Source organism: Aquihabitans sp. G128, assembly GCF_019048865.1.
GTDB lineage: Bacteria > Actinomycetota > Acidimicrobiia > Acidimicrobiales > Iamiaceae > Aquihabitans.
The window spans coordinates 2,996,360-3,023,044 of the sequence record NZ_CP077604.1 but is presented as its reverse complement, the minus strand read 5'-3'; the positions used below and the strand labels follow the sequence as shown (position 1 = coordinate 3,023,044).

Sequence of the window (26,685 nt, the reverse complement as noted above, 5' to 3'; positions counted from 1 at the left end):
GGCCCCGGGCGGTACGGTGCCGCCCATGGGTGACGATGCGCTGAACGAGCTCGGGTTCTACGTCCTGGCCGGGGGGCCGTCCACGCCGCAGCCGCTGCGCCAGGAGGTGGTCGACGCCGAGCGGGTGGGCCTCGGCTCGGGCTTCGTCTCCGAGCGCTACAACGTGAAGGAGGCGGTGACGCTCTCGGCGGCCGCCGGTGCGCTCACCTCCACGCTGGGCGTGGCGACCGCCGCCACGAACCACAACAGCCGGCACCCGCTGGTGACGGCGTCGTTCGCCACCACCATGCACCGTCTCACCGAGGGCCGGTTCGCCCTGGGCCTGGGCCGGGGCATCGCCCCGCTCCAGGCGGCCTACGGCCTGCCGCCCATCACCACCGCCCAGCTCGAGGACGTGGCCGGGCTGCTGCGCCGGCTGTGGAAGGGCGAGGCGATCTTCGACCACCGCGGGCCGGCCGGCCACTGGCCGGTGCTGCACCTCGACAGCACGTTCGACGAGGACATCCCGCTGCTGCTCGTGGCGTTCGGCCCGCAGACCCTGGCCCTGGCCGGCCGCGCCTTCGACGCCGTGGTGCTCCACACGTTCTTCACCGACGAGACCACGGCCAACGCGGCCGCCACCGTGCGGCGCGCCGCCGAGGAGGCTGGTCGTGATCCGGACGCCGTGCGCATCTGGTCCTGCTACGCCACCGTGGCCGAGCCGCTCGACGAAGAGGACCGGCTGCGCCGCACCGTCGGCCGGCTCGCCACCTACCTCCAGGGCTACGGCGATCTCCTGGTCCGCACCAACGGCTGGGACCCCGCCGTGCTCGACCGCTTCCGGGCTGACGAGGTCGCCTCTTCGGTGCCCGGCGCCATCGACTCGGTGGCCGACCACGCCCAGCTCGCCCACATCGCCACCCTCATCCCCGACGAGTGGCTCGCCCCCGCCGCCATGGGCACCGCGGAGCAGTGCGCCACGGCCGTCCGCGCCCAGTTCGACCTCGGCGTCGACGGCGTGATCATGCACGGCTCCACCCCCGCCGAGCTCGAGCCCGTCGCCGTCGCCTACCGCAACCTCCCCCGCCCCGACGGCGCCGACCTCCTCCTCCCCAACCCCGGCCGCCCCCGCTCCTGAGCCCCGCCGGGTGCGGGCTCCGGCAGCGCCCGCGCCTGACCCCCGGCGGGCCCGGCCAGCGGGGGATTGCCTGGGGTTCGGCCGGAGCGGTTCCCGCCGGCGTCGTCGATCGGATGGGTGGCGGGTCTCGGTCGTCGAAGGGCGCGACGACGGCGGAGCCGCGGCGTCATTGGTGGCGGAGCTCGGGCTCGTTCGCATGCGGCGTTCTCGTCCGCTTCGAAGACGCCCGAGCTCGGGCATCCCCGTGCCAGGTGTCAGTACTCGTTGCCCAGCAACGAGTAGTGACACCTGCGGCTGGTCGGTCGTGCCCAGGGGTCAGTAGTTGTTGCCCAGGACCCACTACTGACACCCGAAGCGGCCATGCCCCCTGCAAAACCCGACGAACTCCACCAAACCGCCCTGCCCAGCCTCCGTCGCGGGGTTCCCCGCCGGCCCCGGTGCCGCAGCCAGCAGCCGTGATCCGACGAACCCCAGCGACCAGCGACCAGCTCAGGACCCTGCCGCGACGGCCAGCGACCAGCTCAGGCCCGTCGCCTGAGCCGCCGGGGGGTGTGACGGGTGACCGGCGAACTTCGGATGCATCGACCGTCATGGGCCCACAGGCCACCGGTCAGACCCCCTGGCGCCGGTTGCGCCCCTCTCCTGCAGCCGGCGTACCGATCGCGGCCCGGGGCCCTTCCGCCCCGGGCTGCGGTTGAACCCCGACGGCGCACACCCGCACCCCACGAACCGGTTGCATTCCTGCACGCCCTCGGTGCAGAAGTGCAACAACTTCGGCCGTGGCCGCGACGACCAGCTGCGAGGAGCGGCTAGGCCGAGCAGATCAGCTCGACCTCGAAGCCGTCGGCGTCCTCGAGGTAGGCGACGGTGAGGGCGCTGGGAAGCGGGTGGTGGGCGTGGTCGCCGAGTTGGGTCCAGCCGTGGTCGGGGGCCTCGGCCACCAGCTCGGCCAGGCGCTCGGCGTCGGGGGCGTGGAAGGCGACGTGGTTCATGCCCGGCCGGAGCCGGGAGTGGAGCATGCCGGGGACCATGTCGGGCGAGGCCTCGATCACGATGCCGGTGCCGTCCTGGCGCCAGACGCAGCCGGTGTCCCAGCGGCGGCCGAGCTCGAAGCCCAGCTCCTCCAGCAGCCAGCCCCAGGACCGCTCGGCCCGCTCGAGGTCGGGCACCCAGAGCTGGAGGTGGTGGATCGGCACGTCGAGACTCTACGAGGCCCCTCCGGCGATGCGGCACCGTTCGGCGCGCTGGGCGGCAGCCCTCGCCTCGCTCAGGTTGAGGGCGGCGGCGCCGTCCAGGTCTCGGCCGTCGCAGCCGGCGGCGGCGAGGAGCGCCCGGCGGAGCTCGGGGTCGTCCGCCCGCGCCGCCTCGTCGAGCAGCGGACCGACGGCATCGGCGGACAGGCTGCGGAGGTAGGCGACGTCCAGGTCGGTGCCGGCGCGGGCGCGGGCCAGGTTGTGGTGGACGACGATCGCCTCCGGTCGAGCGACGTTGGCCGCTGCCACCAGCACGAGCGCGGAGGCGAGCGCGGCCGCCAGCACCCACTCTCGGCCGTCGGCCACGCCGGCGTTGCGCAGCGCCACCATCACGAGCACCGATGCGAACCACAGGGTGGCCACCACCACGGCGAGGCGCAGCATGGTGAGGCCGAAGGCGAGGTCGTAGAGCGCCATGCGCCGGAGGCTCACCACCACGAGGCCGAGCCCGAGGGTGGGGACCGTCGCCGCCAGCGCCCGCACGGCGCGGCCGGCGAACGCCTCCGGGGTGGCCAGGGCCCGGGTCACGGCCAGGAAGGCGAGGAGCACGGCGGTGGCCCAGCAGAGCTGGAAGAACCCGCTGCGGGCGTACTCGGCGGGGGTCTGGCCGGAGGAGGCCACCAGGCGGTGGCCGGCGTCGGTGGCCGCGACCAGCTGGGACAGCACGAAGAGGCCGAGCACCCCGACCGCCAGCGTGAGCATGGTGACGACCTCGACGGCGCCGAAGGTGCCGTGGCGTGCTCGGTCGGTGGGCGACGCAGCTGCCGCGCCCACGACGGCCAGCGCTGCGAGGCCGAGGACGGCGCCGAGCACGAGGTGGCCGGTGGCCGGCCCCGGGTCGATGTCGGGGGAGACGAAGCTGGCGAAGACCGCGTCGGCCGACGCGAGCAGCCCGACGACGACCGCCAGCATGGGCACCGCCACGAGCAGGCCCCGCAGGACGCGCCCGACCCGGTCGCCCGACGCTGCCGACGGCCGGGGCACCAGCCCGGCCAGCGAACGGGGCGCCGACCATGCAGCGGGCACCACCGCACCGAGTCGGGCCAGTGCCTGGGCGGGGGACAGGTCGGTCACCCGCCCGCCTCGGGCGGTGATCACGGCGAGAGCCATGAGGATGGCGACGGCGCCCAGGTCGGCGGCGATCAGCCAGGGACTGGCCACCACCGAGAGCAGGGCGACAGGGGCCAGCGCGCCGAGTGCGAACCGGCGGGCTGCCCGTCGGGCCACGCGGCCGCCCGTGGCCAGGCCGGCCGCGACGAGGCCCAGCCCGAGGGTGACCGCAAGGTTGGCCAGGCCACCGCGCAGGCCCAGCTCGAGTGCGATGCCGGCCCCGACGGTCAGGGCGAGCAGTCGGCCGGGCGCAGGGTCGGCGGCCCGGGGCGGGCGGGCGGGCCGAGCGTGGCGGGGAGGACCAGGCGGCGGGCCTGGGGGCGGCGGCACCGCGTCCCACGTCGCCGACCGCGGCGCGGTGGCGGTGGCGGCCCAGGTGCCGGTCACCGGTCGCGCCGGTGGCGGCGGGAGCGCCGGCTCCGGTCTTGGTCCTGGTGGTGTCGCGTCGTCCACGTCCGCTCCCCGTCTGCTCCCGCACGCATGCGGCCCGTCCCGGTGACGGTACGGAACCCCTGGTGCAGGGGTCCCGCGCATGGTGTGGAGATCGGGTGCACGGCAGCCGGGGCCGCTGGTGGGGGGCGGGTAGCTTCGCCGGGTCCGCCAGGGAAGGGTGTCCGTGCAGCGCATCGGGATCGACATCGGCTCCACCAACGTCAAGGCCGTCCTGGTCGACGACGACGGGACCGGCCTGGCCCACGCCTCGCGCGGGGTGGCCTGGGACCGGTCGCCCGTGGGGGTCGAGCTGGACGCCGACGCGCTCTGGCTGGCCCTGCTCGCCGCCCTGGTCGAGCTCGGCGCGCAGGCGGGGCCCAGCGGGCTGGCGGGCGTGGGCTCGATCGGGGTGTGCGGCCAGTACTCGTCGATCGTCCCGGTCGATGCCGACGGGAAGCCGTTGGCGCCCATGCGGCTCTACCTCGACACCCGGGGCACGCCGCACTGCCGGGCCATGCTGGCCCGCCACGAGGACGCCTTCCTCACGTGGATCGAGCGCCACCCCATCCCACCCATGGGCGGGGGGCTGAGCCTCGGCCACCTGCTGGCGTTCCAGCTCGACGAGCCTGCGGTCCACGCCGCCACCGCGGCGTACCTCGAACCGGTCGACTACGTGACCACCCGCCTCACCGGTCGCACCACCGCCACGCAGGGCTCGATGTTCGCGGCCCAGCTGGTCGACAACCGCGTGCTCGGCCAGGTGGCCTACGACGACGAGCTGGTGGCGCTGGCCGGCGTCGACCGCAGCCGCCTGCCGGAGCTGGTGGCTCCCGACGCCGTGGTCGGCACCGTGCTCGCTGCGGTCGCCGAGCAGGTCGGCCTGCCTGCTGACGTATCGGTGGTGGCCGGCATGACCGACAGCCACGCCGCCGCCCTCGCCACCGGGGCCGACGTGGTCGGGCGCATCGGCATCGCCATCGGCACCACCGGGGTGGTGCTCGACACCACCGACCACCTCGGCCTGGACCTCGACCACGAGGTGCTCGCCATGCCCGGCGTGCGGCCGGGGGAGTACCTGGTGTGGGCCGAGAACGGCTTGGCCGGCCGAGCCGTCGAGCACGTGCTGTCCCGCTTCGTGCACGCCGACGACGCGCTCGGCGACCACCGGGTCGACGACCCGTTCGCCGGCTTCGACGACGCGCTGGCCGCCTCGCCTCCCGGGGCGGGAGGGGTCCGGTTCCTGCCCTGGCTCTCGGGGTCGATGGCGCCGCAGGCCGACCCGTCGGTGCGCGGCGGCTTCGTTGGCGTCTCGCTCGACACCGATCGGGTGGACCTGGTGCGCGCCACCGTCGAGGGCGTGGCCCACAACCTGCGCTGGCTGGTCGGGCCGGTCGAGGCGTTCAGCGGCCACGCCGCCACCGAGGTCGTGCTGGCCGGCGGCGCCGCCCGCTCGCCGGGCTGGTGCCAGGTGCTGGCCGACGTGCTCGGCCGCCCGGTCCACGCCCTCGCCGATCCCGGCCACGCGGGGGCGCGTGCCGCTGCGGCCTGGTCCGCCGTCGTCAGCGGGACGGGGTCCTCGGTCGCCGACGGTGCGCCCGGTCTCGGCACGGCGTGGGGCGAGCGCTACGACCCGGACCCCGCCGCGGCCGCCGTCCACGACGCCGCCCACGCCCAGTTCGTGGGCGCCTTCGACGCCCTGCGCCCGCTCCGCCTCGGCGCGCCAGCTGAGGCCGGGGCGGCCCGTCAGCCGTCGAGCTGGTCCTCGGCCTCGGCATCGGCGTCGTGGAAGCGCTTGCGCCAGTGCCGGCCGTCGATCCACCGCAGGGCCCGCACGTGGCGGACCTCGAGGAGGAAGAGGCTGAAGCCGGTGGCCAGCAGGGCCAGCAGGAGCTGGCCCTGACCACAGGCGGCACCGACCGCGGCGGCGAGGTAGATGGTCGCGGCGGTGGTGACGCCGCGGACCATGCGCATGTCCTCGTCGCCCAGGCCCGGTGGGTCGTCGTCGGTGCCGTCGGGCGCCTGCGACGGGTTGCTCCCGTGGATGATGACGCCGGCGCCGATGAAGCCGATGCCGGTGACGACGCCGGCCAGCGCGTTCGGCGCGTGGTCGAGGGCGAGGTAGCCGATGACGGCGGAGCCCAGGCCGACCAGCGAGAAGGTGCGGTCGCCGGCGGCCGAGCCGCGGAGCTCCCGCTCGAAGCCGATGGACCACGTGAGCGCCAGCGCCACCAAGAGGTGCACGAGCAGCTCGCCCCGGTGCGACTGGAGGGCCAGCACCTGCGCCGCCGGCTGGCTCAACCACCCCGTCAGGTCCACCGGGGCGACGCTACCGGTCGACGGCCGGAGCGGAGCCACCGCCCCAGCGGACGCCGGCCTGCTCGCCTACGGTCGATCGGGCCCACCCCACGACGAAGGAACGGCACGTTGGCCACGATCGCCATCACGGGCTCGGCCGGAGGCATCGGCCGCGCCACCACCGAGCGCTTGGAGTCCGACGGGCACCGGGTGATCGGCATCGACGTGCGCGACGCCGACGTGACCGCCGACCTGTCCACCGAGGGCGGCCGCCGGGCCATGGTCCGCGAGGTCGACGAGCGCTGCGACGGCGTGCTCGACGGGCTGGTCGTCGGGGCCGGGATCCAGGGCAAGGACGACGGCGCCGCCACGGTGTCGATCAACTACTTCGGCGCCGTGGCCACCCTCACCGGGCTGCGGCCGCTCCTGGAGCGGGGCACCCAGCCGAGCGTGGTCGCCATCAGCTCGAACTCGGTCACCACCCAGCCGTCGTACCCGATCGAGGTCGCCGAGTGGTGCCTGGCCGACGACGAGGAGCGCGCCCGGCTCGCCGCCGGCACCGACGGCATCGGCGCCTACCCCGCCTCGAAGCTGGCCCTCGCCGTCTGGGTGCGCCGCCACGCACCGGGCAAGGACTGGGCCGGCGCCGGCATCCGCCTCAACGCCATCGCCCCCGGCTTCATCGACACCCCGCTCACCGAGGGGCTGTGGGAGATGGTGTCGAGCATCGGCGACATCTACCCCATGCCCCAGGGCCGCCCCGGCGAGGCCACCGAGGTCGCCGGCCTCCTCGCCTACCTGCTCTCGCCCGAGGCCGCCTTCTTCTGCGGCGCCTTCCTCGTCATGGACGGCGGCACCGAAGCCGCCCTCCGCCCCGAGTCCTGGCCCCGACCGCTCGCCCTCGACTGATCCCGCTCGGCGACGCCGGGGGTTCGGCTCTCTCTGGCTGCTCTGGTCGCCGGTCACCCGGTTCGCGCGACGAGGGCCTCTCGCTGCGGTGCGGGGGCCGGAGGGAACCGACGCAACGGAGGCTGGGCCGGCGGCCGGGTGGTGTTCGTCCGGTTCGGTGGCAGTTGCCTGCCATTCCTGTCGTACGGGGTCGCCCACCGACCCTCGGCGACAGGAATCCACGGTCCTCGGCGATGAGATCGGACGAACCCCACCAAATCGCCACGGCGGACGGATTCCTGTCACCAGGGGTCGCCCACCGACCCCTGGCGACAGGAATCCACGGCCGGGGGCCGACTCAGATGATGGAGGGGACGATGCACTCGATGACGTGGGGGCCCTTGGCGGCGAGGGCGGCCTCGAGCTGCTCGACGAGCTCCTCGCCGGTGGTGGCGCGGGTGGCGGGGACGCCCATGCCGGTCGCGAGGGCCACGAAGTCGAGGTCGGGGCGGGTGAGGTCGAGCATGTCCTTAGCCTTCTCGCCCACGGTGGTGGCGCCGACCCGCTGGAGCTCCATGTTCAGGACCGCGTAGGACGAGTTGTTGAACAGGACCGTGATCACGTCGAGCTGCTCGCGGGCCATCGTCCACCAGGCCTGCAGGGTGTACATGGCCGAGCCGTCGGACTCCAGGGCGATCACCTGGCGGTCGGGGCAGGCCACCGCGGCGCCGAGCGCAGCGGGGAGGCCTTGGCCGATGGCGCCGCCGGTGAGGGTGAGCCAGTCGTGGGCCGGGGCGCCGGCGGTGAACCCGGCGGCGAACAGGCCGGAGGTGTTGCCCTCGTCGGAGATGATCGTGCCCTCGGGCATGAGGGCGCCGAGGGCGCTGCAGACGCCTTCGGCGGTGAGCGGACCGGTGGGCAGCGCGGGGGCGGGCCTCGGCCTGGATGGTGGCGGCGTCGGCGGGGGCGGCCACGGCGTCGGCCAGGGCGGCGAGCGCGCCGGCGACGTCGTGCTCGGCGCCGGCCAGGACGTGGACCTGGCAGCCCTCGGGCACCAGGTCGCTCGCCTTGCCCGGGTAGGCGAAGAACGACACGGGCGACTTGGTGTCGACCACCACGAGGTGCTGCAGGCCGTCGAGCTGCATGGCGGCGAACTCGGCCAGGTAGGCCAACCGGTCGACCGGGACCCGGCCGGCGCCGCGCTCGAGGCGGGCGGGGAACGTCTCGGCGATGAGCTTCGAGCCGGTGGTGTTGGCGATGCGGCTGGCGTCGACGAGGGCATCGGCCCGGCACGCCCGCCCGCCGATGAACAGGGCGGCGGGCTCGTCGCCGGTGAGCACGGCGGCGATCGCCGCGACGGCCTCGGCGGTGACCGCCACCGGTGCGACGGGCGTGGCGGGCGCGACGGGCTCGGCGCCCCCGGTCCAGCTCACGTCGGCCGGGAGGATGAGGGTGGCGACCTGGGCGGGCGGTCCCGAGGCCACGGCCACCGCCTCGGCGGCGTCGGCGGCCAGCTCGTCGGTCTTGGCCGAGGTGCGGATCCACGCCGAGACGTTGCGGGCCACCGTCTCGATGTCGGACTCGAGCTGGGCGTCGTACTGCTTGTGGTACGTGGCGTGGTCGCCGACGATGTTGACCATCGCGGTGTGGCCCTTGCGGGCGTTGTGCAGGTTGGCCAGGCCGTTGCCCAGGCCGGGGCCGAGGTGCAGCAGGGTGGCGGCGGGCTTGTCGGCCATGCGGGCGTAGCCGTCGGCCGCGCCGGTGGCCACGCCCTCGAACAGGGCCAGGACGCCGTGCATCTCGGGCACGTCGTCCAGGGCGGCCACGAAGTGCATCTCCGAGGTGCCGGGGTTCATGAAGCAGACGTCGACGCCGGCGTCGACGAGGGTGCGGATGAGTGCCTGGGCACCGTTCATGGTTCGTGTCCTTCGGGGTTCTTCGAGGTGGTGGAGGGGGTGAAGCTGGATGCTCAGCTGCGCAGCGGTTCGACGCTCACGGGTGTTCCGCCGGGCTGGTGGCATCGAAGATCACGCCGGGGTTGAGGATGCCGGTGGGGTCGAACGCGACCTTGATGCGGCGCATGAGGTCGAGCTTGGCGGGGTCCTCGATGGCGGCGAGGTAGGCCTTCTTGGCGGTGCCGATGCCGTGCTCGCCGGAGACGGCGCCGCCGAGGTCGGCGCCGGCGCGGAGGATGCGCCCCACCACGTCCGAGCGCACGGCGGGGTCGCCCTGGAAGACCGAGAGGTGCACGTTGCCGTCGCCGGCGTGGCCGCAGCCCACCACCAGCGAGGCGGTGTCGTCGGCGATCACCTTCACCGCTGCGAGGTAGCCGGGGATCTCGGCGCGGGGGACCACGAGGTCGATGATGTCGTTGGCGCCGAGCGCCTTCGCCGTCCAGAACGCCTTCTCGCGGGCGTCGACCAGGGCGGCGCCGGCGCTCGGCGGGAGCACGTAGAGGTCGAGCGCGCCCAGCTCGCCGAGCAGCTGGCCCAGTGCGGCGGTGTCCTCCTCGATGCGCGAGGCGACGGTGCCCTCCAGGACGATCACCAGGTACGCCAGCGCGGTGTCCTTGATCTCCTGGGGGATGCCGAGCTCCAGGCCGGCGCTCGAGGTGATGCCGGCCATGGACACCAGGTCGATGTACTCGAGGATCGAGGGCTGCAGGCCCGAGCCGACGATGTGGGGGATGGCGGCGGCCACCTCGTCGAGCGTGGTGAACGGGGCCAGGACGGTGGCGCCGTGGGTGGGGCGGGGGTGGAGGCGCAGGATGGCCTCGGTGGCCAGGGCGAGGGTGCCCTCGGAGCCGATGACGAGCTGGGTGAGGTCGTAGCCCGAGGTGGCCTTCACGAACTTGCCGCCGGTGGTGAGCACCTCGCCGGTGCCCAGCACGCAGGTGAGGCCCAGCACCTGGCTGCGGGTCACGCCGTACCGGACGGCCCGCATGCCGCCGGCGTTGGTGGCCACGTTGCCGCCGAGGCTGGCGGAGTTCTCGCCGGGCTGGACGGGATAGATGAGGCCGTGGGCCTTGGTGGCCTCGTCGAGCTGGGCCAGGGTGACGCCCGGCTGGACGACGGCCACGTGGTTGCGGAGGTCGATCTCGAGGATCTGGTCCATGCGCTCGAAGGAGACGAGGATGCCGTCGGGCTGGGGGATGCAGGCGCCCGAGAGGCCGGTGCCGGAGCCTCGGGCGGTGACGGGCACGCCGTTGGCGGCGGCCCAGGTGACGACCGCGGCCACCTCCTCGGTGGAGCCGGGGCGCACGACGGCGGCCGGCCGGTGCGCCGGCGAGGTCAGCGCCTCGTCCCGGGTGTAGTCGTCGTTGATGGCGTCGCCGACGAGGACGTGGTCGGCGCCCACGAGGGCGGCCAGCTCCGTCGCGTGGTCGATGGTCGTGGTGGTCATGCGCGCGGCCCCCTGCGTCGTGTCCCCGGATCGGCGGCGGCCAGCATGCCACGGCGGTCCTCGCCGTCGACGAGGGGCGAGCCGCGGGCGGCGGCCAGCGGGTGGAGTCGGCGTCTGCCAACATCTGACGACCCGTCAGATCGCCAGCCCCGGAGTCCCGCCGTGATCCTCGACAAGTTCCTCGTGACCGACCAGGTCGCCATCGTGACCGGCGCAGGGCGCGGCATCGGCGCCGCCACCGCGGTCGCCCTGGCCGAGGCCGGCGCCGACGTGCTCCTGGCCGCTCGCACCGAGGCGCAGCTCCTGGAGGTGGCGGCCCAGGTCGAGGCCACCGGGCGACGGGCCCACGTGGTGGCCGCCGACCTGAGCGACCTCGACACGGTGGCCGGCCTGGCGGCCACCGCGGTCGAGGCGTTCGGCCGGCTCGACATCGTGGTCGACAACCTGGGCGGCTCCATGCCCCGGCCCTTCGAGCACACCTCGCCCCGCTTCCTGGCCGAGGCGTTCTCGTTCAACGTGGTCACCGCCCACGCCCTCAACCGGGCGGCGGTGCCGCTCATGTTGGAGACGGGCGGGGGCTCGATCGTGGGCATCTCGTCGGTGATGGGGCGGGTGACCGGTCGAGGCTTCCTGGCCTACGGCACGGCCAAGGCGGCGCTCGCCCACTACACGCGTCTTGCGGCGCGGGACCTGTCGCCGCGCATCCGGGTCAACGCCATCGCCGTGGGCTCGGTGGCGACCTCCGCGCTTCGAGGTCGTGCTCGACGACGACGCCATGCGCACGACCATGGAGGAGGTGACGCCGCTCAAGCGCATCGGCGACGCCGACGACATCGCCGCCACCGTCCTGTTCCTCGCGTCGCAGGCCGGTTCGTACCTGACGGGCAAGGTCGTGGAGGTCGACGGCGGCCTCGAGCAGCCCAACCTGGACTTCGGCCTGCCCGACCTGTGAAGCCGCTCGGAGGGGCCCCGAGGACACGGACAGCGGTCCGGACCGGTGTCCGAATTGTCTGGCACGAGTGTTCTACGATCGCCCCATGACCGCTCCCAGCCGCGCCCACCGGGCCAGCGCCCAACGGCGGCGAGCGGCCCTCCTCGACGCTGCGGCCGAGCTGGCGGCCGAGGTCGGCGCCGGCGCCGTCACCCACCGGGCGGTCGCCGCCCGGGCGGGCGTCCCGCTCTCGACCACCAGCTACTTCTTCGGTTCCATCGACGAGCTGGTCACCGAGGCCCTGCGACGGGGCGCCCAGAGCAGCATCTCCGACTTCGACGACGCCGAGCGGCGCTGGGTCCTGAACGAGGACGAGCCCGTCGACGTGGCGATCGACCACGTGATCGACCGGGTGCTCGAGAACACGTCCACCGCCGAGGGAAGCCAGGTCGAGCTGTACCTGGCCGCCGGGCGCCAGGAGGACCTGCGCGCCGACGTCGCCACCGTGGTGGAGCGCTTCGCCGCCCGCATCGACTGGCAGCTGGCCCGACGGGGCGCACCACAGTCGACCGACGCCGGCTGGGCCATGCAGGCCTTCCAGGACGGGGCGATGCTGCACCGGCTGGCCGGCGTGGGCGCCGACGACCGGGCCCGCCTGGCGGCCGGCATGCGCCTGCTGCTCGCGTCGTCGATGCTCACCGACGACGAGCTGGCCGACCTCCTCGCCCGGTTCGACCGGGCGGCCGCCGACCAGGACGACGCCGTCGAGGCCGAAGCCAGCTAGCCGAAGCCCGCGAGGCCAGGCCAGCTAGGCCGAGGCCAGCCCGAGGCGGTCGAGCGCCGCCAGCAGCAGCTCGTCGTCGCTCTCGGGACGACGGGGGAGGCCGGGGTGCACCCGGTCGTGCGAGAGCCAGCCCCGCAGGTGCAGCACCCGCGCGAGGGCGTGGCGAGAGGCCGCCACCGGCGGGCGGAACACCAGGTTGGCCAGGGCCTGGAGCGCGTCGTGGCGCTCCAGCACGTCGAGGTCCTGGGCCTCCCAGGCCTCGTCGCGGTCGGCGAGGGCATCGGGCACGGCGGCCGCCAGGTCGAGGGCGTGGTCGGCGCCGAACATGATCTGGTCCACCGCGTGCTCGTTGGCCGAGAACACCTGGAACCCCGAGCGCTGGTCGTCACGGAGGCGCACCCGGTCCCACTCGGGGGCGCGGCTCCAGGACGAGTGGACCACGCCCACGCAGGCGCCCAGCTCCAGGAGGGCGCCGAACACGTCCATGCCCCAGAGGCGGCCGCCTGGCCAGCGCTCGGGCGGCGCCTCGACCACCAGGAACCGGTCGCACCACTCGCCCATCCACGCCATGAGGCCCACCAGCTCGTCGGGGTCGAGCGACGCCAGCGCCGGCGACGGGAGGAGCAGGGGGATGGCGTCGTGGCGCGACACCGCGGCGACCGCACCGGACAGGCGGCTGGGGTCGAAGCCGCCGTCGGGTCCGGCCTCGGCCCGCACGCCGGCCACGAAGGTGGCGCTGCCCAAGGCCGCCCCGGCCGTGGCCAGCACCTCGGCGCGGGTGCTGGCGTCGAGCAGGTCGCCGGCGCCGGGCGCGAGGTTGATGGCGGGGATCAGGCTGGTCTCGGCGGTGCGGCCCAACAGGTGGGCGAAGCCGTCCCAGTCGACCTCGCCGTCCGCGGCGAACGGCAGCAGCACCGGTCCGATGCCCGTGGGGCGCCGTCCGGGACACAGCAGGTCGAACGGCGGGTCTTCGAGCATCGCCACGGCGGGCGACGCTACCCGCACCCACCCCGACCCCCGTCGCGGTGCCGAGCGGTCGTTCGGCACCCGTGGGTGTCGGGCTGGGCGGGCCGAAGGGCCACCTTGCGGCGCGGCGGCGTCAGGCCAGCGAGGTGGGGCGGGCGAGCTGGGTGGTGCGCGTGCGGCCACGGAGCTCGGCCTCGCCGCAGGGCTGCCAGCGGGCGGCCTCCTCCGGCGACGCGGCCAGGACGGCGTCGGCGGAGGCGAGGACCATGGGGTCGTACGTCTTCGAGAGCTCGGTGAGGCGCGAGGCCTCGTTGACCGGGTCGCCGATGACGGTGAACTCGAAGCGCCGCTCGTTGCCGATGTTGCCGGCCACCGCGCTGCCGAAGGCCACCCCCACCCCGGCGCCCAGCTCGGGCACCTCGGCAGGCAGGCGGGCGGCCACGGCCCGGGCGGTGGCCAGCGCGCAGCCCGCGGCGTCCTCGACGTCGGCCGGCGCGCCGAAGACCGCGAGCGTGGCGTCGCCCTGGAACTTGTTGATCCAGCCGCCGTGGGCGTGGACCTCGTCGACCACCACGCCGAAGAAGCGGTTGAGCAGGTCGACCACCTCTTGGGCGGGGAGGTCGCTGGCGATGTGGGTGGAGCCGACGACGTCGACGAACAGCACCGCGACCTGGCGCACCTCGCCGCCGAGCTGGACGCCGCGGTCGAGCGAGCCCTCGGCCACGTCCTGGCCGACCTGGCGGCCGTAGAGGTCGCGCAGCCGCTCGCGCTCCTCGAGGCCGGTGGCCATGTCGTTGAAGCCGGCCTGGAGGAGCCCGAGCACGCTGCCGTCGTAGACCTCAACCCGGGTCTCGAGGTGCCCCTCGGCGATCTGGCCGATGCCCCAGCGCAGCGACGACACGGGGTCGGCCACGGCACGGGCACCGAGGACCGTGACCCACCAGCCGACGACCAGCCCGACGCCGGCCAGGACGAGCATGGTGACCGCGAGCGGGGTGGCGCTGCTGTCGTCCTGGGTCAGGGCGAAGATGGCGGTGATGGCCAGGCCGGCGAGCGGGACGCCGGTGCCGAGGGTCCAACCGAGCAGCGTGCGGGTCACCACGCCCGGGAGCTTGGGGCGCTCGACGGTGCGGATGGACAGGGCCTCACGGGCGAGCGGGCGCAGGATCCGCTCGGCGAGCAGGTAGGCGAAGGCCGACGTCGTGAAGCCGCCGAGCGTGATGGTGAACGCCACGCGGGGCAGCAGGTCGACGTCGATCAGGGCGTTGAGGAGGGCGAAGAGCCCGGCCGCCACCAGCCAGGCCGTGGCGTGCACGAGGAACAGGCGCATGGGGGAGCGCAGCACCGCGGTGACCTCGCGGTCGGTGGGGTCGCGACCCTCCTGGATCCACTTGCGGCCGCCCCGGAGCCAGGCTTCGCCCCAGACGATGGCGGCGGGCAGCACGACCAGGCCGAAGGCCCCGCCGAGGATGGCGTTGGTGACGAGCAGCCGGGTGCTGAGGCCGCCCGGCGGCGAGCCCGGCAGGACCCAGGCGATGCACACCACCACCAGCGCGGCGCCGACCAGGTTGGCCAGGGCCAGCGCGCCGAAGAGCTCCAACCGCACCCGCCGGATGAGCCTCCGGCCGTCGCGGGCGCTGAGCCGCCGGTGGAACGGGTTCGAGTCGCCGGCCGACACCCGGGCCCCGGCCATCCCGGAGGGTTCGCCCGCGCCGGCCGTCTCGCTTGCCGGCGCCCCGTCCCCAGCTCCTGCGCGCTCGCCGCGGGGCCGGGCGTCGGGCCGGGCGTCGACGGGCGAGCGGCTCGCGGCCTCGCCCTCGTCCGGGAGGGGCTCCGCCGCTCGGGCGACGTGATCGGCGGCGGTCACGGGGCGGAGGCTACCGGTGGGCCGGCCGGCGGTGCCCGAGCCAACGGCCCGGACCGACCGTAGGCTCGGCCGTCGCTGTCCACCCGCACCAGGAGATCCCCATGACCGACATGACGTACCGCCGCCTCGGACGATCCGGCCTGAAGGTGAGCGTGCTGTCGTTCGGCTCGTGGGTCACCTTCGGCGACCAGGTCGACACCGCCCTCGCCAAGGAGTGCCTCACCGCTGCCCGCGACGCCGGGGTGAACTTCTTCGACAACGCCGAGGCCTACGCCGGCGGCCAGAGCGAGCAGATCATGGGCGACGCCATCGCCGAGCTGGGCTGGGAGCGCCACTCCTACGTCATCTCCACCAAGATCTACTGGGGCATCCACAAGGACGTGGTCAACATGGCCAACACCTTGAACCGGAAGTACCTCATGCAGGCCATCGACGGCTCGCTCGAGCGCCTCGGCCTCGACTTCGTCGACCTCCTCTACTGCCACCGGGCCGACCCCGAGACGCCCATCGAGGAGACCGTGTGGGCCATGTCCGACATCGTGTCGTCCGGCAAGGCCCTCTACTGGGGCACCTCGGAGTGGACCGCCGAGGAGCTGCGCGCCGCCTACGAGATCGCCGAGCGCCACCACCTCCACAAGCCGGTGATGGAGCAGCCGCAGTACAACCTGTTCGAGACCAAGAAGGTCGAGCGCGAGTACGCCCGGCTCTACGAGGACTGGGGCCTGGGCCTCACCACCTGGAGCCCGCTCGCCTCCGGCCTCCTCTCCGGCAAGTACGCCGACGGCATCCCCGAGGGCAGCCGGGCCTCGCTGCCGGGCTACGAGTGGCTGCGCGACTTCGTCACCGACCCGGCCAAGAACGAGCAGGTGAAGGAGCTCACGGTCATCGCCGAACGGCTCGGCGTCACCGTCTCGCAGCTCGCCATCGCCTGGTGCGCCGCCAACCCCAACGTCTCCACCGTGATCACCGGGGCCAGCAACGTCGACCAGGTGCACGAGAACCTGAAGGCGCTCGACGCCCTGGAGCAGCTCACGCCCGAGGTGCTGGCCGAGATCGCCGAGATCACCTCGCCGTTCCGGAAGCGGTGACCGCCCGGTCGGCCATGGGGTAGGCAGTGCGGACCGGTCGCCGAGGTGGCGGCCGGTCCGACGCACCGAGGAGCGAGCTGTGGCCGACAACGAGGACGACCTGATCTGGACCCTGGCCACCACCGGGGCCGCGATCGCCGCCGCCAGCGTGGCCAAGAAGGCGCTCACCAAGGGTTGGGTGAAGCGCAAGGGCAAGGTCCCCGGCAACCCCGCCGGTGGCGACACCACCTGGGCCGAGGCGCTGGCGTGGGCCCTGGTGTCGGGCATCGGCGTGGGCCTGGCCCGCCTGTTCGCCCAGCGCGGCGTGGCCTTCGCCTTCGACCGGGTGCGGGGCGGCCTGCCCGAGAAGGCGAACACCAAGGCGACCGCCTGACCGGGCCGGCTGCAGCGGCTGCCTGACCGCGGGCCGAGCGTCCGGCCGGTGCCTTCGCCGTCCCTCCGGGGCGGGCCCCCGGGTGCGCCGGGGAGGTGCTGGCTACCGTGCGGCCATGACGGATCTCACGGGTCGGGTGGTGCTGGTGACCGGCGGCAATGGGGGCATCGGCTTGGCCGCCGCCCGCGGCTGCGCCGAGGCCGGCGCCGACGTCGCCCTCCTGGGGCGGGACGCCGCCAAGAACGAGGCGGCGGCCGCCTCGCTGGCCGACACCGGCCGGCGGGTGTTCACCACCACGTGCGACGTGGTCCACGAGGAGCAGGTGGTGCGGGCCTTCGCCGAGACCGTCGAGGCGCTCGGCACGGTCGACACGGTGATCGCCAACGCCGGCGTCGGCGGCGGTGCCCCCATCACCGAGCTGTCCCTCGAGGAGTGGCGCCGGGTGACGGCGGTGAACCTCGACGGTGCGTTCCTGACCCTGCGCGAGGGTGCCCGCCACCTGATCGAGCGAGGCGAGGGCGGGGCCATGGTGGTGGTGTCGTCGACCGCCAGCATCTTCGGCGCACCCCGGCAGCCGCACTACGCCGCCAGCAAGGCCGGCACGCTCGGCCTGATGCGCAGCCTGGCCGTGGAGCTGGCCCGCCACCGGATCCGCGTCAACGCCCTGCTGCCGGGCTGGACCGCCACCGACATGCTCGCCCCGGCCGCCGGCCACCAGAAGTTCGTCGACGCCACCGTCGGCCGCACCCCGGTCCGGCGCTGGGCCGACCCGTCGGAGCTGGCCGCCGCCGCGGTCTACCTGGCCGATCCGACCCAGACCTTCCACACCGGCGACGAGCTGCGGGTCGACGGCGGGTACAGCATCTTCTGAGCGCCGTCGCTGTTCAGATCGTCCGCTGATCGGCGCTGGCGGCGAGCAGATCGTCCAGGGTTCCCAGCACGGAGCGGGCGATCTGTCTAGGGTCCCGGCGATGGACGTGATCGCCATGCCGCAGCTCGGGGAGACGGTCACCGAGGGAACGATCACGCTGTGGGCCAAGGCGGTGGGCGACGAGGTCGCCCTCGACGACGCCCTGTTCGAGGTCTCCACCGAGAAGGTCGACACCGAGGTGCCCTCGGCGGTCGCCGGGTACCTGCGGGCGATCCTGGTGGCCGAGGGCGACACCGTCCCGATCGGCACCGCGGTCGCCGTCATCACCGCCACCGCCGACGAAGCGGTCGACCTGGGCGGCGTCGGCGACGCGCCGGACCCGCCCCGAGCGCCCGCCGATGCCGACCCACCCCCTGCGTCGGCCGGCTCGGGGCCACGGTCCGGGGGCGCCACCGGCAACGGCGCCGGTGGCGCTCCCGAGCTCGACCGGGGCGGGGCGGGGGTCCTGTCCCCGGCGGTGCGCCGGCTGCTCGTCGAGCACGGCCTCGACCCGAGCCAGGTCAACGGCTCGGGCCGCGACGGACGGATCACCCGGGCCGACGTCGAAGCCGCCGCCGCCCAGTCGGGCCGGATCGGTGCGGGACCCCCCGCCGCACCGGTCCGGCCTCCTGGGCTGCCGCCGGTCGTCACCGGCCCCGCCACGCCGGCTGCGCCGGCCGTCGACGTCGGCGACGACGACGAGGTGGTGGACCTGTCCCGCGCCCGGCTCGCCACCGCCGAGCACATGAGCCGGTCGCTGGCCACGGCCGCCCACGCCCTGGTGGCCGTCGAGGTCGACTACCACCGCATCGAGGCCGTGCGTCGGCCCGCCGGCCTGAGCTACCTGCCGTTCGTGGCCCGCGCCGTGGTCGATGCCATCCGCGAGTTCCCGCACGTGAACGCCAGCTTCGACGGCGACCGCCTGGTGGTCCGCCGCCACGTCCACCTGGGCGTGGCGGTCGACGTGGCGCAGGAGGCGCTGGTGGTGCCGGTGGTGCGCGACGCCGACGGCCTCCGGCTGCGCGCCCTGTCGGACGCGGTGGCCTCCCTGGCCGACCAGGCCCGTCGCCGGCGCCTGCCCGGCGATGCCCTCGTCGGCGGCACGTTCACGCTCACCAACGTCGGCTCCTACGGCACCTTCGTCACCGCGCCCATCATCAACCAGCCCCAGGTGGCGATCCTCTCCACCGACGGCGTGCGCATGGCCCCGGTGGCGGTGCGCACCGACGACGGTGCGCCCGGCAGCCAGCGCACCTGGGGCGTGGCGGTCCACCCCGTCGGCAACCTGTGCCTGAGCTTCGACCACCGCGCCTTCGACGGCGCCTACGCCGCGGCCTTCCTCGCCCGGGTCCGCCAGCACCTGCAGGAGCGCGACTGGGCCGCCGAGGTGGACGCCCCCGCCGAGACCGCCCCGTGACCACCACCGACACCGATCGAACCGGGCGGGATGCACCGCCCCCTGGCGCCGGAGCCCCCACCCGGTTCGGAGGCGGGGGTGGCGTCGTCGGGGGCGGTGGCCTGGCCACGTTCCGGGGCTACGCCGTCGACGAGCTGCTCGCCGACCTGCGGCTGGCGTTCGTGTCGCGGGCCATCGACGACCGCGAGATCGCCATGCAGAAGCAGAGCCGGGTCTTCTTCCAGATCTCCGGCGCCGGCCACGAGGCGCTGGGGCTGGCGCTCGCCCGCCACCTCCGGCCCGGGTACGACTGGTTCTTCCCCTACTACCGCGAGCAGGCGCTGGTGCTGGGCCTGGGCGTGACCGCCCACGAGGTGCTGCTCCAGGCGGTGGGCTCGGCCGACGACCCCTCCAGCGCCGGACGCCAGATGCCGTCGCACTGGGGCCACCGCGAGCGCAACATCGTCACGCAGTCCAGCCCGACCGGCAGCCAGTGCATCCCGGCGGTGGGCTGCGCCGAGGCCGGCCGCTACCTCGTGCGTCGCCCGCACCTGACCGCCGAGCACGGGGCCAGCGCCGCGCACGGCGACGAGCTCACCTACGTGAGCCTCGGCGAGGGGGCGTGCAGCGAGGGCGAGTTCTGGGAGAGCCTCAACACCGCCGCCAACCTCCACCTGCCGGTGCTCTACGTGGTGCCCGACAACGGCTTCGCCATCTCGGTGCCGGTGAGCGACCAGCACCCCGCTCCCGTCCACGAGCTGGTCCGCGGCTTCCGCGGCCTCGAGGTCCACCACCTCGACGGCACCGACTACTTCGGCGTGCGCGACGCGGCGAAGTCGATCGTCGAGCACATCCGTGCCGGCGTGGGCCCGGCGCTGGTCCACGCGGATGTGGTCCGGCCCTACTCGCACTCGGCGGCGGACACCCAGGCCAAGTACCGCTCGGTCGAGGAGCTGGCCGAAGAGGCCCGCCACGACCCGCTCGACCGCTTCGAGCGCGACCTCGTCGACGGCGGCGTGCTCACCGCCGGCGAGGCTCGGGAGCTCCGGCTGGAGGCCAAGGCCGCGGTGGCCGAGGCGGCGGCTCGCGCCCTCGAAGGGGCGCGGCCCGACCCGGCCACGGTCACCCACCAGGTGCTGGCCCTGCCCGAGCTGCCCGCGCCCGCAGCACCGACGGCGGGCGAGGACGAGGGCGAGCGGGTGCCCATGGGCGAGGCCATCAAGCGCACCCTCCACGAGCAGATGGCCGCCGACGAGCGCATCCGCGTCTTCGGCGAGGACGTGGCCGACGCCCGCGAGCTGGTCCTGGCCGGGGTCGAGGGCAAGGGCGGCGTGTTCGGCACCACCCACGGGCTCCAGCGGGCCTTCGGCCAGGCGCGCTGCTTCAACACCCCGCTGTCGGAGGCCAACATCGTCGGCCGCGCGGTCGGCCAGGCCCTGCGGGGCCTGCGCCCGTGCCCGGAGATCCAGTTCTTCGACTACATCTGGCCGGCCATGACCCAGATCCGCTCCGAGGCGGCCACCATCCGGTGGCGCTCGGCTGGCGAGTTCACCTGTCCCACGGTGATCCGGGTGCCCATCGGCGGCTACCTCACCGGCGGCAGCATCTGGCACAGCCAGAGCGGCGAGTCGATCTTCGCCCACCTCCCGGGGCTGGCCATCGCCATGCCCAGCCGGGCCCGAGACGCGGCCGGCCTGCTCCGCTACGCCTTCCGCTGCGAGGACCCGGTCCTCTTCCTCGAGCACAAGCACCTGCTGCGCCAGCCCTACACCGTCGACCCGTTCCCGTCCGAGGACTGGGTCCTGCCCTTCGGGGTCGGCGAGGTCCGCCGTCCCGGCGACGACGTCACCGTCGTCTCGTGGGGCGCCACGGTGGAGAAGAGCCTCCAGGCCGCGGCTCGGCTGGCCGAGCGAGAAGGCGTCGAGGCCGAGGTCATCGACCTCCGCACCATCGTCCCGTGGGACCACGAGCTGGTGGCCCGCAGCGTGGCGCGGACCGGGCGCCTGCTCGTGGTGCACGAGGACACCCTCACCGGCGGCTTCGGCGGCGAGGTGGCGGCCTGGGCCGGCGAGCACTGCTTCGCCGACCTCGACGCCCCCGTGCGCCGCATCGGCGCCACCGACACCCCCGTGGCCTACGAGCCCACCCTCGAGCAGGCCATCCTCCCCCAGGTCGACGGCATCACCGCCGCCCTCTGGGACCTCGCCACCTACTGACCGCCCCACCGAACTTGTGGGCCGGGGCTTCCGTTTTCGGCGGCCTGGGCCCACAAGTTGCGGGGGTGGTGGTGGTCCTGATCGAACTTGTGGGCTGTGGCTGCCGTTTTCAGCGGTCTCCGCCCACAAGTTCAGCGGGCGGGGGCGACCGGCGGGTCGGTGAGCGGGTGAGCGCCGGGCTCAGGACAGGAGGGAGCGGGCGATGTCGGCGACGTCGCCGACCCAGAGGGTGGCCACCAGGCACATGATGCAGAAGGCGATGGTGGAGAAGTACCAGCGGTACTTGTGGTCGACGGCGAAGAACCGGCGGATGGTGAACACGTCGCACACCAGGGCGAAGGACCCCACGAGCACGCCGATGACCGGGGCGCCGCCCTTGAGGAAGTGCAGCGTGGGCAGCACGAACGGGAAGATGACGTAGGTCAGCGTGCAGCGGATGGCCGAGATGAGCATCGACCGCTGGAACGCCGCGTAGACCGCCTTGTTGGTGAGGTCGGCGGGGCGGTCGGGGATGCGCAGGAGCTTGCGGACCACGAGGTCGGCCGGGGTGCGACGCGAGCCGCCGGGGCCGAACCCCACCGGGCAGGTCCCCCCACCCGACGACACGCCGGGGATGGGGCACGTGGCGGCCTTGGTCGCAGGGGCGTCGACGTCCGCGAGGACGACGGCAGGCGTCTCGGTCACCGTCGCGGTGGCGGTGGTGCGGGCGGCAGCGAGGGCAGCCAGCCCGGCGATGGCGGCACGGTCGGCGGCCACGGCCGCAGCCAGGGCCGGGTCGACCTCGGGGGGGAGGGGAGCCAGGAGGGGCCGGTCGGCCACCGGGGCGGGATCCATCCGGCCAGGATACGGACCGGTCGTCCCGATCGGAAAGCGGGCCGGGCCGGTCGCGCTCGGCTGCCGTGGACGCCCCGCCGTACGCTCTGCGCCGTGCTGCCCCGACCGCTCCGTGCCCGAGCCCACCGCGTGGTCAACGCGGCCATCCAGCGAGGCTGGGCCAAGCTCCGCTTCGTGGGCGCCATCGCCCCCGGCACCGACGCCGCCGACGGCTTCGGGTCCTTCGGCGAGGGCAGCGTGATCGCCTTCCCGACGGCCGTGCTCTACGGCGAGGCCCACATCCACATCGGCACCGGCACCATGATCAGCACCTGGTGCACCATCGCCGCCGGCTACTCGCCGGACCAGACCACCATCCCCGAGCGGGCCCTGGTGATCGGCGATCGCTGCGTCATCGGGCTGCGCTCGGGCATCGTGGCCCACGAGTCGATCGAGATCGGTGACGACGTGTGGTTCGGCCAGGACGTCTACGTCACCGACGCCAACCACGGGTACTCCGATCCGGGCACGCCCATCGGCCGCCAGCTCGGTCCGCACGACCCCGTGCGGATCGGCAGCGGCACCTGGATCGGCCACGGTGCGGTCATCCTCCCGGGCACCACCCTGGGCCGCAACGTCGTGGTGGCCGCCGGCTCGGTGGTCCGCGGCGACGTCCCGGACCACGCGGTCATCGGCGGCGTGCCGGCCAAGGTCATCCGTCGCTACGTGCCCGGCGTGGGGTGGGAGCGGGCCGACGGCGGGCCGGGCGTGAAGGACGAGTCGCCCACCATCGCCCCCGAGGACCTGGCCGATCGCCTGCACCAGCTCGAGGCCGAGCTGGCCCTCGAGGCCCGGGCCGACGCCGGCTCGGCGGGATCGCCATCGTGACCGGTCGGCACGGCCGCCCGCTCCCCGACGCCCGTCGCCGGTTCGGGAGCGCTCGAAGGCTGCGGGCCGCCGGCCTCGTCGCCCTCGTCGCCCTCGCCCTCGTGGGCGCGGCCTGCTCGTCGAGCGACTCGGGCGGCGCGAGCGGGTCGAGCGGCTCGAGCACCACGGAGGCCGGGCCCACCTCGACCACGGCAGGCGGATCGACCGCGTCGACCACCGAGCCGGGAAGCTCGACCACCGTGCCGGGAAGCTCGACCACGGCCGGCGGAGCGGCCGGCTCCACGAGCGGCACGGTCGCCGAGGTCGAGCCCATCGGCGGCTACCCGGTCGGGCGGGTCCAGGTCGACCTGGTGGATGCGAGCCGGGACACGCCGGCCAACGGCAAGGCGCCCGGCTCGAAGGGCCGCAAGCTGCCCACGGTCGCCTTCTACCCGGCCGAGGGCACCGCCCCGGCCGGCGGCGGCACGCCGAGCGCCACCGCCGGAGCGCCCGAGCGCGACGGCCGGTACCCGTTGCTCGTCTTCTCCCACGGCGTCACGGCACGAGGGATCTTCTACGCCGGCGAGCTGGCCGCGTTCGCCTCGGCGGGCTACGTGGTGGTGGCGCCCGACTACCCGCTGTCGAACCGCAACAGCCCGGGCGGGCCGACCATCGCCGACGTCGGCAACCAGCCGGCCGATGCCTCCTTCCTGATCGACACCTTCACCGACGCCGCCGGCTCCGGCCCGGCAGCGGCCGTCGCCGCCCACGTCGATCCGCGCCACATCGGGGCGGTCGGGCACTCGCTCGGCGCCATCACGTCGCTCGGCCTCGGCTACTCGACCTGCTGCACCGACGACCGCGTGGCGGCGGTGGCCTCCTGGGCCGGGGTGTTCCTGCCGCTCCGGGGCCGGCCCAGCCCGAAGCCCGGCATCACGGACCGTCCGCTGCTGCTGATCCACGGCGACGAGGACAGGACGGTGCCCTACGGCTCCTCGGTCAGCGCCTTCGCCCGCGTCGAGTCGCCCCGCTGGTTCATCACCCTCCCCGGCCAAGGCCACACGCCGCCCTTCCTCACCCCCGGGAGCTCGCCGGTGGCCCGGTTGGCCACCACGGCGACGGTCGACTTCTTCGATGCCGAGCTGAAGGGCGACGACGGCGGCATCGCCGCGCTCACCGCCGCGGTCGATGCGGCCGGCCCGGACGTCGCCACCCTGCAGTCGGCCGGCTCCTGAAGCGGTGCCAGGGCCGGGCAGGCCTCAGCGCGCCCGGTGGGCCACCAGGTCGACGATCTCGCGCCCGGCGTCGATGCCCCGCTGCTCGTAGGCCGTCACGGGTCGCGGCGGACGGGGTGATCGCCACGGCGGCGGGCCCGGCGCCTCGCCGGGGACGGCCGCCGGGGCCGGGACGAGCGATCCCACCTCGGCCACCGGGACCCGGGTGACCTCGCCGGCCGGTGCCCCGAGGACGACCTCGACGTCGAGGCGGAGGTCGGTGGCGAGCGAGGTGCGCATCTGGTCGGCGTAGTCGGCCCAGTCGGTGGCGAGGTGCAGGGTGCCGCCGACCGGCAGCAGGCCGACCACCGTGGCGACGAAGCCCGGGTCGACCAGGCGGCGGCCGACGTGGCGCCGCTTGGGCCACGGGTCGGGGAACAGCGCCCGGATCGACGCGAAGGCACCGGGCTCCAGCGCGTCGAGCACCACGGTGGCGTCGGCCTCGGCCACCCGGACGTTGGCGGGCCCCTCGGCATCGAGCACCCGCAGCAGGCGCACGATGCCCGGGCGGTGCAGCTCCAGGGCGACGACGTCGTGGTCGGGGTTCTCGGCGGCCCACGCTCGGGTGGCCTCGCCGGTGCCCCCGCCGATGTCGAGCAGCCGGGGAGCCGCTCGCCCGAAGGCGGCGTCGAGGTGGCCCGGCCGGCTGATCTCGACCGGGTCGACCAGCCAGCGGGGCGCCAACCGGGCCAGGGACTCGCGCTTGGCCTCGGACATGCGCCCCCGGCGCTGGGTGGTCCGGGCCCCGCCTCGAACGCCGAACGGTTCGTCGGCGCGGTCCGTCGTCATCCGGCCATCTTGGTGCCTGTCCCCGACGGCCCGGCAGCCGGTGCCGCCGGCCCGCCAGATCCGAGCACATCCTCGGCTCCTGCTCCGGCGACGGGCAGATCCGGACAAATCGCGGCTAGGGTCGCGCCGTTCGTTGCTGCCGCTGGCGACCGCCAGCGGGGATCCCGGGGGGAATCCGATGTCCGCACGCAACCTGGATCGATCGGGAGCATCGTGGCGCTGAGGCGGCAGAAGGCCCGCGCCACGGGCCTCGTGGCGGCCGGCTCGGGCGAGGGGCTGGTCGACGACGAGTCGATCTTCGAAGGCGGCGAAGGCCCTGGTGGCTCCGGCGCCGATGCGGCGTTCGACGGCCCCGAGATCGCCGAGGCGCTCAAGGCCCTGGCCGAGGAGCACGGCCTCGAGGTCGCCTCCCTCGACGACGTCTCGTTCGATCCGCGGGCCATCGCCCTGCTGCCCGAGGACCGGGCCCGCGAGCTCCTCGCGGTGCCGCTCGTGCTGGTGGGCGACAAGATCTCGCTGGCGGTGGCCGAGCCCGGGCGCCCCGACCTCCTCGCCGACCTCGCCGAGGCCACCGGCAAGCAGCCGGACCTCGTGGTGGCCAGCGTGGCCGACGTCGAGGCCGCCATCGATCTCGCCTACGGCGCAGCCTCCAGCGTCAGCGACGCCGTCCGCGTGTTCGAGGCCCGCCAGAGCGAGCGGGCGACCACCGCTCCCGAGGCGGCGGCCGAGGTCGACGCCAACGCCCCCGTGGTGCAGGTCGTGGCCCAGATCCTCACCCAGGCCGTGCGGGATCGGGCGTCCGACGTGCACATCGAGCCCATGGGCGAGCGGGTGCGGGTGCGGAACCGGGTGGACGGGGCGCTGCACGAGGTGCTGTCCCTGCCCCAGTCGATGTCCCAGGCGCTGGTCAGCCGCATCAAGATCATGGCGGACATGAACATCGTCGAGCGCCGGCGCCCGCAGGACGGCCAGATCGAGACGACGATCGACGGCAACGAGCTCGACATCCGGGTGAGCACCACCTCCACCGTGCACGGCGAGAAGACCGTGCTCCGGATCCTGGACAAGGCCCGCGCCCTCTACGACGTCGGCACCCTCGGCATGCCCGAGGACACCGCCGCGGCCTACCGCGACATCATCCGCTCGCCCTACGGCATGGTCGTCTGCGCCGGGCCCACCGGCTCCGGCAAGACCACCACGCTCTACGCCTCGCTGATGGCCATCAACAGCGACGAGATCAACGTGATGACCGTCGAGGACCCGGTGGAGTACTCGTTCCCGACGATCAACCAGATCGGCATCCACGAGCAGGCCGGCGTCACGTTCGCGGCCGGCCTCCGCTCGATCCTCCGCCAGGACCCCGACGCCATCCTCGTGGGCGAGATCCGCGACGTCGAGACCGCCCGCATCGCCATCCAGGCAGCGCTCACCGGCCACTTCGTGCTCTCGACCATCCACGCCACCGACGCCACGAGCGCCCTGCACCGGTTCCTCGACATGGGCATCGAGTCGTTCCTGCTGGCGTCCTCGATGCTGGCCGTCGTGGGCCAGCGCCTCATCCGCCGCAACTGCAGCGTGTGCATCGCGCCGTACGAGCCCACCCCCGAGGACCTCGCGTTCTACGAGCGCGCCGGCGGCAAGCCGAAGGACGAGTACCTGAAGGGCCAGGGCTGCACCGCCTGCTCGGGCACCGGCTTCGACGGCCGCATCGGCGTGTACGAGGTGCTGAAGGTGACCGACGAGATGCGCCAGCTCGTGGTCCGCAACGCGCCGGTGGAGGACATCCGCAAGCTGGCGATCGATCAGGGCATGGTCCCGCTGCGCGAACAAGCGCTGCGCCTGGTGGCCGACGACGTCACCACGATTGCCGAAGTGATGAGGACCATCTACATTCTCTGAGCACTCGTCGCCCAC

19 protein-coding genes and 3 pseudogenes are annotated in these 26,685 nt (G+C 74.3%); 13 read left to right on the top strand and 9 right to left on the bottom strand.

Going from position 1 to position 26,685, the window contains the following annotated elements:
* The first annotated feature begins 25 nt into the window (after positions 1 to 25).
* Entirely contained in the window at positions 26 to 1,117 is a 1,092-nt protein-coding gene (locus KSP35_RS14470) for a TIGR03857 family LLM class F420-dependent oxidoreductase (protein ID WP_216996517.1), read from the top strand.
* Positions 1,118 to 1,926: 809 nt separating this feature from the next.
* Here KSP35_RS14470 and KSP35_RS14465 read toward each other — a convergent pair.
* A complete protein-coding gene (locus tag KSP35_RS14465; RefSeq protein WP_216996515.1) occupies positions 1,927 to 2,313 on the bottom strand; it encodes a VOC family protein in 387 nt (128 codons plus the stop codon).
* 9 nt (positions 2,314 to 2,322) lie between these two features.
* Positions 2,323 to 3,867, bottom strand: coding sequence for a DUF4153 domain-containing protein (locus KSP35_RS14460; RefSeq protein WP_216996513.1), 1,545 nt, complete (start codon positions 3,865 to 3,867; stop codon positions 2,323 to 2,325).
* 223 nt (positions 3,868 to 4,090) lie between these two features.
* Here KSP35_RS14460 and KSP35_RS14455 point away from each other — a divergent pair.
* Positions 4,091 to 5,446 (top strand): annotated as a pseudogene (locus KSP35_RS14455) (FGGY family carbohydrate kinase); the annotation flags it as partial.
* Between the two features lie 209 nt (positions 5,447 to 5,655).
* On the opposite strand, the gene KSP35_RS24515 reads toward KSP35_RS14455, so the two are convergent.
* Positions 5,656 to 6,228, bottom strand: coding sequence for an MgtC/SapB family protein (locus KSP35_RS24515; RefSeq protein WP_254126780.1), 573 nt, complete (start codon positions 6,226 to 6,228; stop codon positions 5,656 to 5,658).
* A 108-nt stretch (positions 6,229 to 6,336) separates the two neighbouring features.
* On the opposite strand from KSP35_RS24515, the gene KSP35_RS14450 reads away from it, so the two are divergent.
* Complete coding sequence (locus KSP35_RS14450) at positions 6,337 to 7,116, top strand: SDR family oxidoreductase (RefSeq protein WP_216996510.1); 780 nt, start codon at positions 6,337 to 6,339, stop codon at positions 7,114 to 7,116.
* 337 nt (positions 7,117 to 7,453) lie between these two features.
* On the opposite strand, the pseudogene KSP35_RS25985 reads toward KSP35_RS14450, so the two are convergent.
* Positions 7,454 to 9,011, bottom strand: a pseudogene (locus KSP35_RS25985) (acetolactate synthase large subunit).
* A gap of 76 nt (positions 9,012 to 9,087) precedes the next feature.
* On the bottom strand, positions 9,088 to 10,497 hold the full coding sequence (locus KSP35_RS14435) for an FAD-binding oxidoreductase (RefSeq protein WP_216996505.1): 1,410 nt from the start codon (positions 10,495 to 10,497) through the stop codon (positions 9,088 to 9,090).
* Between the two features lie 162 nt (positions 10,498 to 10,659).
* Between KSP35_RS14435 and KSP35_RS25980 the strand changes: the two are divergent.
* Both KSP35_RS25980 and KSP35_RS14425 read left to right on the top strand, forming a co-directional pair.
* Positions 10,660 to 11,449: pseudogene (locus KSP35_RS25980) on the top strand (SDR family oxidoreductase).
* An 85-nt stretch (positions 11,450 to 11,534) separates the two neighbouring features.
* On the top strand, positions 11,535 to 12,212 hold the full coding sequence (locus KSP35_RS14425) for a TetR/AcrR family transcriptional regulator (protein WP_216996502.1): 678 nt from the start codon (positions 11,535 to 11,537) through the stop codon (positions 12,210 to 12,212).
* Between the two features lie 24 nt (positions 12,213 to 12,236).
* Here KSP35_RS14425 and KSP35_RS14420 read toward each other — a convergent pair whose 3' ends face one another.
* A complete protein-coding gene (locus tag KSP35_RS14420; protein ID WP_216996500.1) occupies positions 12,237 to 13,196 on the bottom strand; it encodes a dihydrodipicolinate synthase family protein in 960 nt (319 codons plus the stop codon).
* 115 nt (positions 13,197 to 13,311) lie between these two features.
* Positions 13,312 to 15,045: an adenylate/guanylate cyclase domain-containing protein gene (locus KSP35_RS14415; protein ID WP_216996499.1), complete on the bottom strand. Its 1,734-nt coding sequence runs from the start codon at positions 15,043 to 15,045 to the stop codon at positions 13,312 to 13,314.
* A gap of 110 nt (positions 15,046 to 15,155) precedes the next feature.
* On the opposite strand from KSP35_RS14415, the gene KSP35_RS14410 reads away from it, so the two are divergent.
* The 5 genes from KSP35_RS14410 to KSP35_RS14390 all read left to right on the top strand — a co-directional run bounded on the left by KSP35_RS14410 (position 15,156) and on the right by KSP35_RS14390 (position 21,028).
* Entirely contained in the window at positions 15,156 to 16,133 is a 978-nt protein-coding gene (locus KSP35_RS14410; protein WP_217002240.1) for an aldo/keto reductase, read from the top strand.
* Positions 16,134 to 16,212: 79 nt separating this feature from the next.
* On the top strand, positions 16,213 to 16,506 hold the full coding sequence (locus KSP35_RS14405) for a DUF4235 domain-containing protein (protein WP_216996498.1): 294 nt from the start codon (positions 16,213 to 16,215) through the stop codon (positions 16,504 to 16,506).
* Positions 16,507 to 16,621: 115 nt separating this feature from the next.
* The gene (locus tag KSP35_RS14400) at positions 16,622 to 17,377 is read left to right on the top strand and encodes an SDR family NAD(P)-dependent oxidoreductase (RefSeq protein ID WP_216996497.1); all 756 of its coding nucleotides are present in this window, start codon (positions 16,622 to 16,624) and stop codon (positions 17,375 to 17,377) included.
* Positions 17,378 to 17,477: 100 nt separating this feature from the next.
* Positions 17,478 to 18,833 (top strand): dihydrolipoamide acetyltransferase family protein, encoded by a 1,356-nt coding sequence (locus KSP35_RS14395; RefSeq protein WP_216996496.1) that lies wholly within the window; start codon positions 17,478 to 17,480, stop codon positions 18,831 to 18,833.
* Complete coding sequence (locus tag KSP35_RS14390) at positions 18,830 to 21,028, top strand: thiamine pyrophosphate-dependent enzyme (RefSeq protein ID WP_216996495.1); 2,199 nt, start codon at positions 18,830 to 18,832, stop codon at positions 21,026 to 21,028. The genes KSP35_RS14395 and KSP35_RS14390 overlap by 4 nt, the downstream gene beginning before the upstream one ends.
* A gap of 180 nt (positions 21,029 to 21,208) precedes the next feature.
* Here the strand turns inward: KSP35_RS14390 and KSP35_RS14385 are convergent, their stop codons facing one another.
* Positions 21,209 to 21,862: a hypothetical protein gene (locus tag KSP35_RS14385; protein WP_216996494.1), complete on the bottom strand. Its 654-nt coding sequence runs from the start codon at positions 21,860 to 21,862 to the stop codon at positions 21,209 to 21,211.
* Positions 21,863 to 21,955: 93 nt separating this feature from the next.
* On the opposite strand from KSP35_RS14385, the gene KSP35_RS25270 reads away from it, so the two are divergent.
* Together KSP35_RS25270 and KSP35_RS14375 are read left to right on the top strand one after the other, a co-directional pair.
* Positions 21,956 to 22,729, top strand: coding sequence for an acyltransferase (locus tag KSP35_RS25270; RefSeq protein WP_305853080.1), 774 nt, complete (start codon positions 21,956 to 21,958; stop codon positions 22,727 to 22,729).
* Entirely contained in the window at positions 22,726 to 23,943 is a 1,218-nt protein-coding gene (locus tag KSP35_RS14375) for a hypothetical protein (RefSeq protein ID WP_216996493.1), read from the top strand. The genes KSP35_RS25270 and KSP35_RS14375 overlap by 4 nt, the downstream gene beginning before the upstream one ends.
* Positions 23,944 to 23,967: 24 nt before the next feature.
* Here KSP35_RS14375 and KSP35_RS14370 read toward each other — a convergent pair whose 3' ends face one another.
* The gene (locus KSP35_RS14370) at positions 23,968 to 24,771 is read right to left on the bottom strand and encodes a tRNA (guanosine(46)-N(7))-methyltransferase TrmB (protein WP_216996492.1); all 804 of its coding nucleotides are present in this window, start codon (positions 24,769 to 24,771) and stop codon (positions 23,968 to 23,970) included.
* A 213-nt stretch (positions 24,772 to 24,984) separates the two neighbouring features.
* On the opposite strand from KSP35_RS14370, the gene KSP35_RS14365 reads away from it, so the two are divergent.
* A complete protein-coding gene (locus KSP35_RS14365) occupies positions 24,985 to 26,670 on the top strand; it encodes a GspE/PulE family protein (RefSeq protein ID WP_216996491.1) in 1,686 nt (561 codons plus the stop codon).
* Positions 26,671 to 26,685 lie beyond the last annotated feature (15 nt).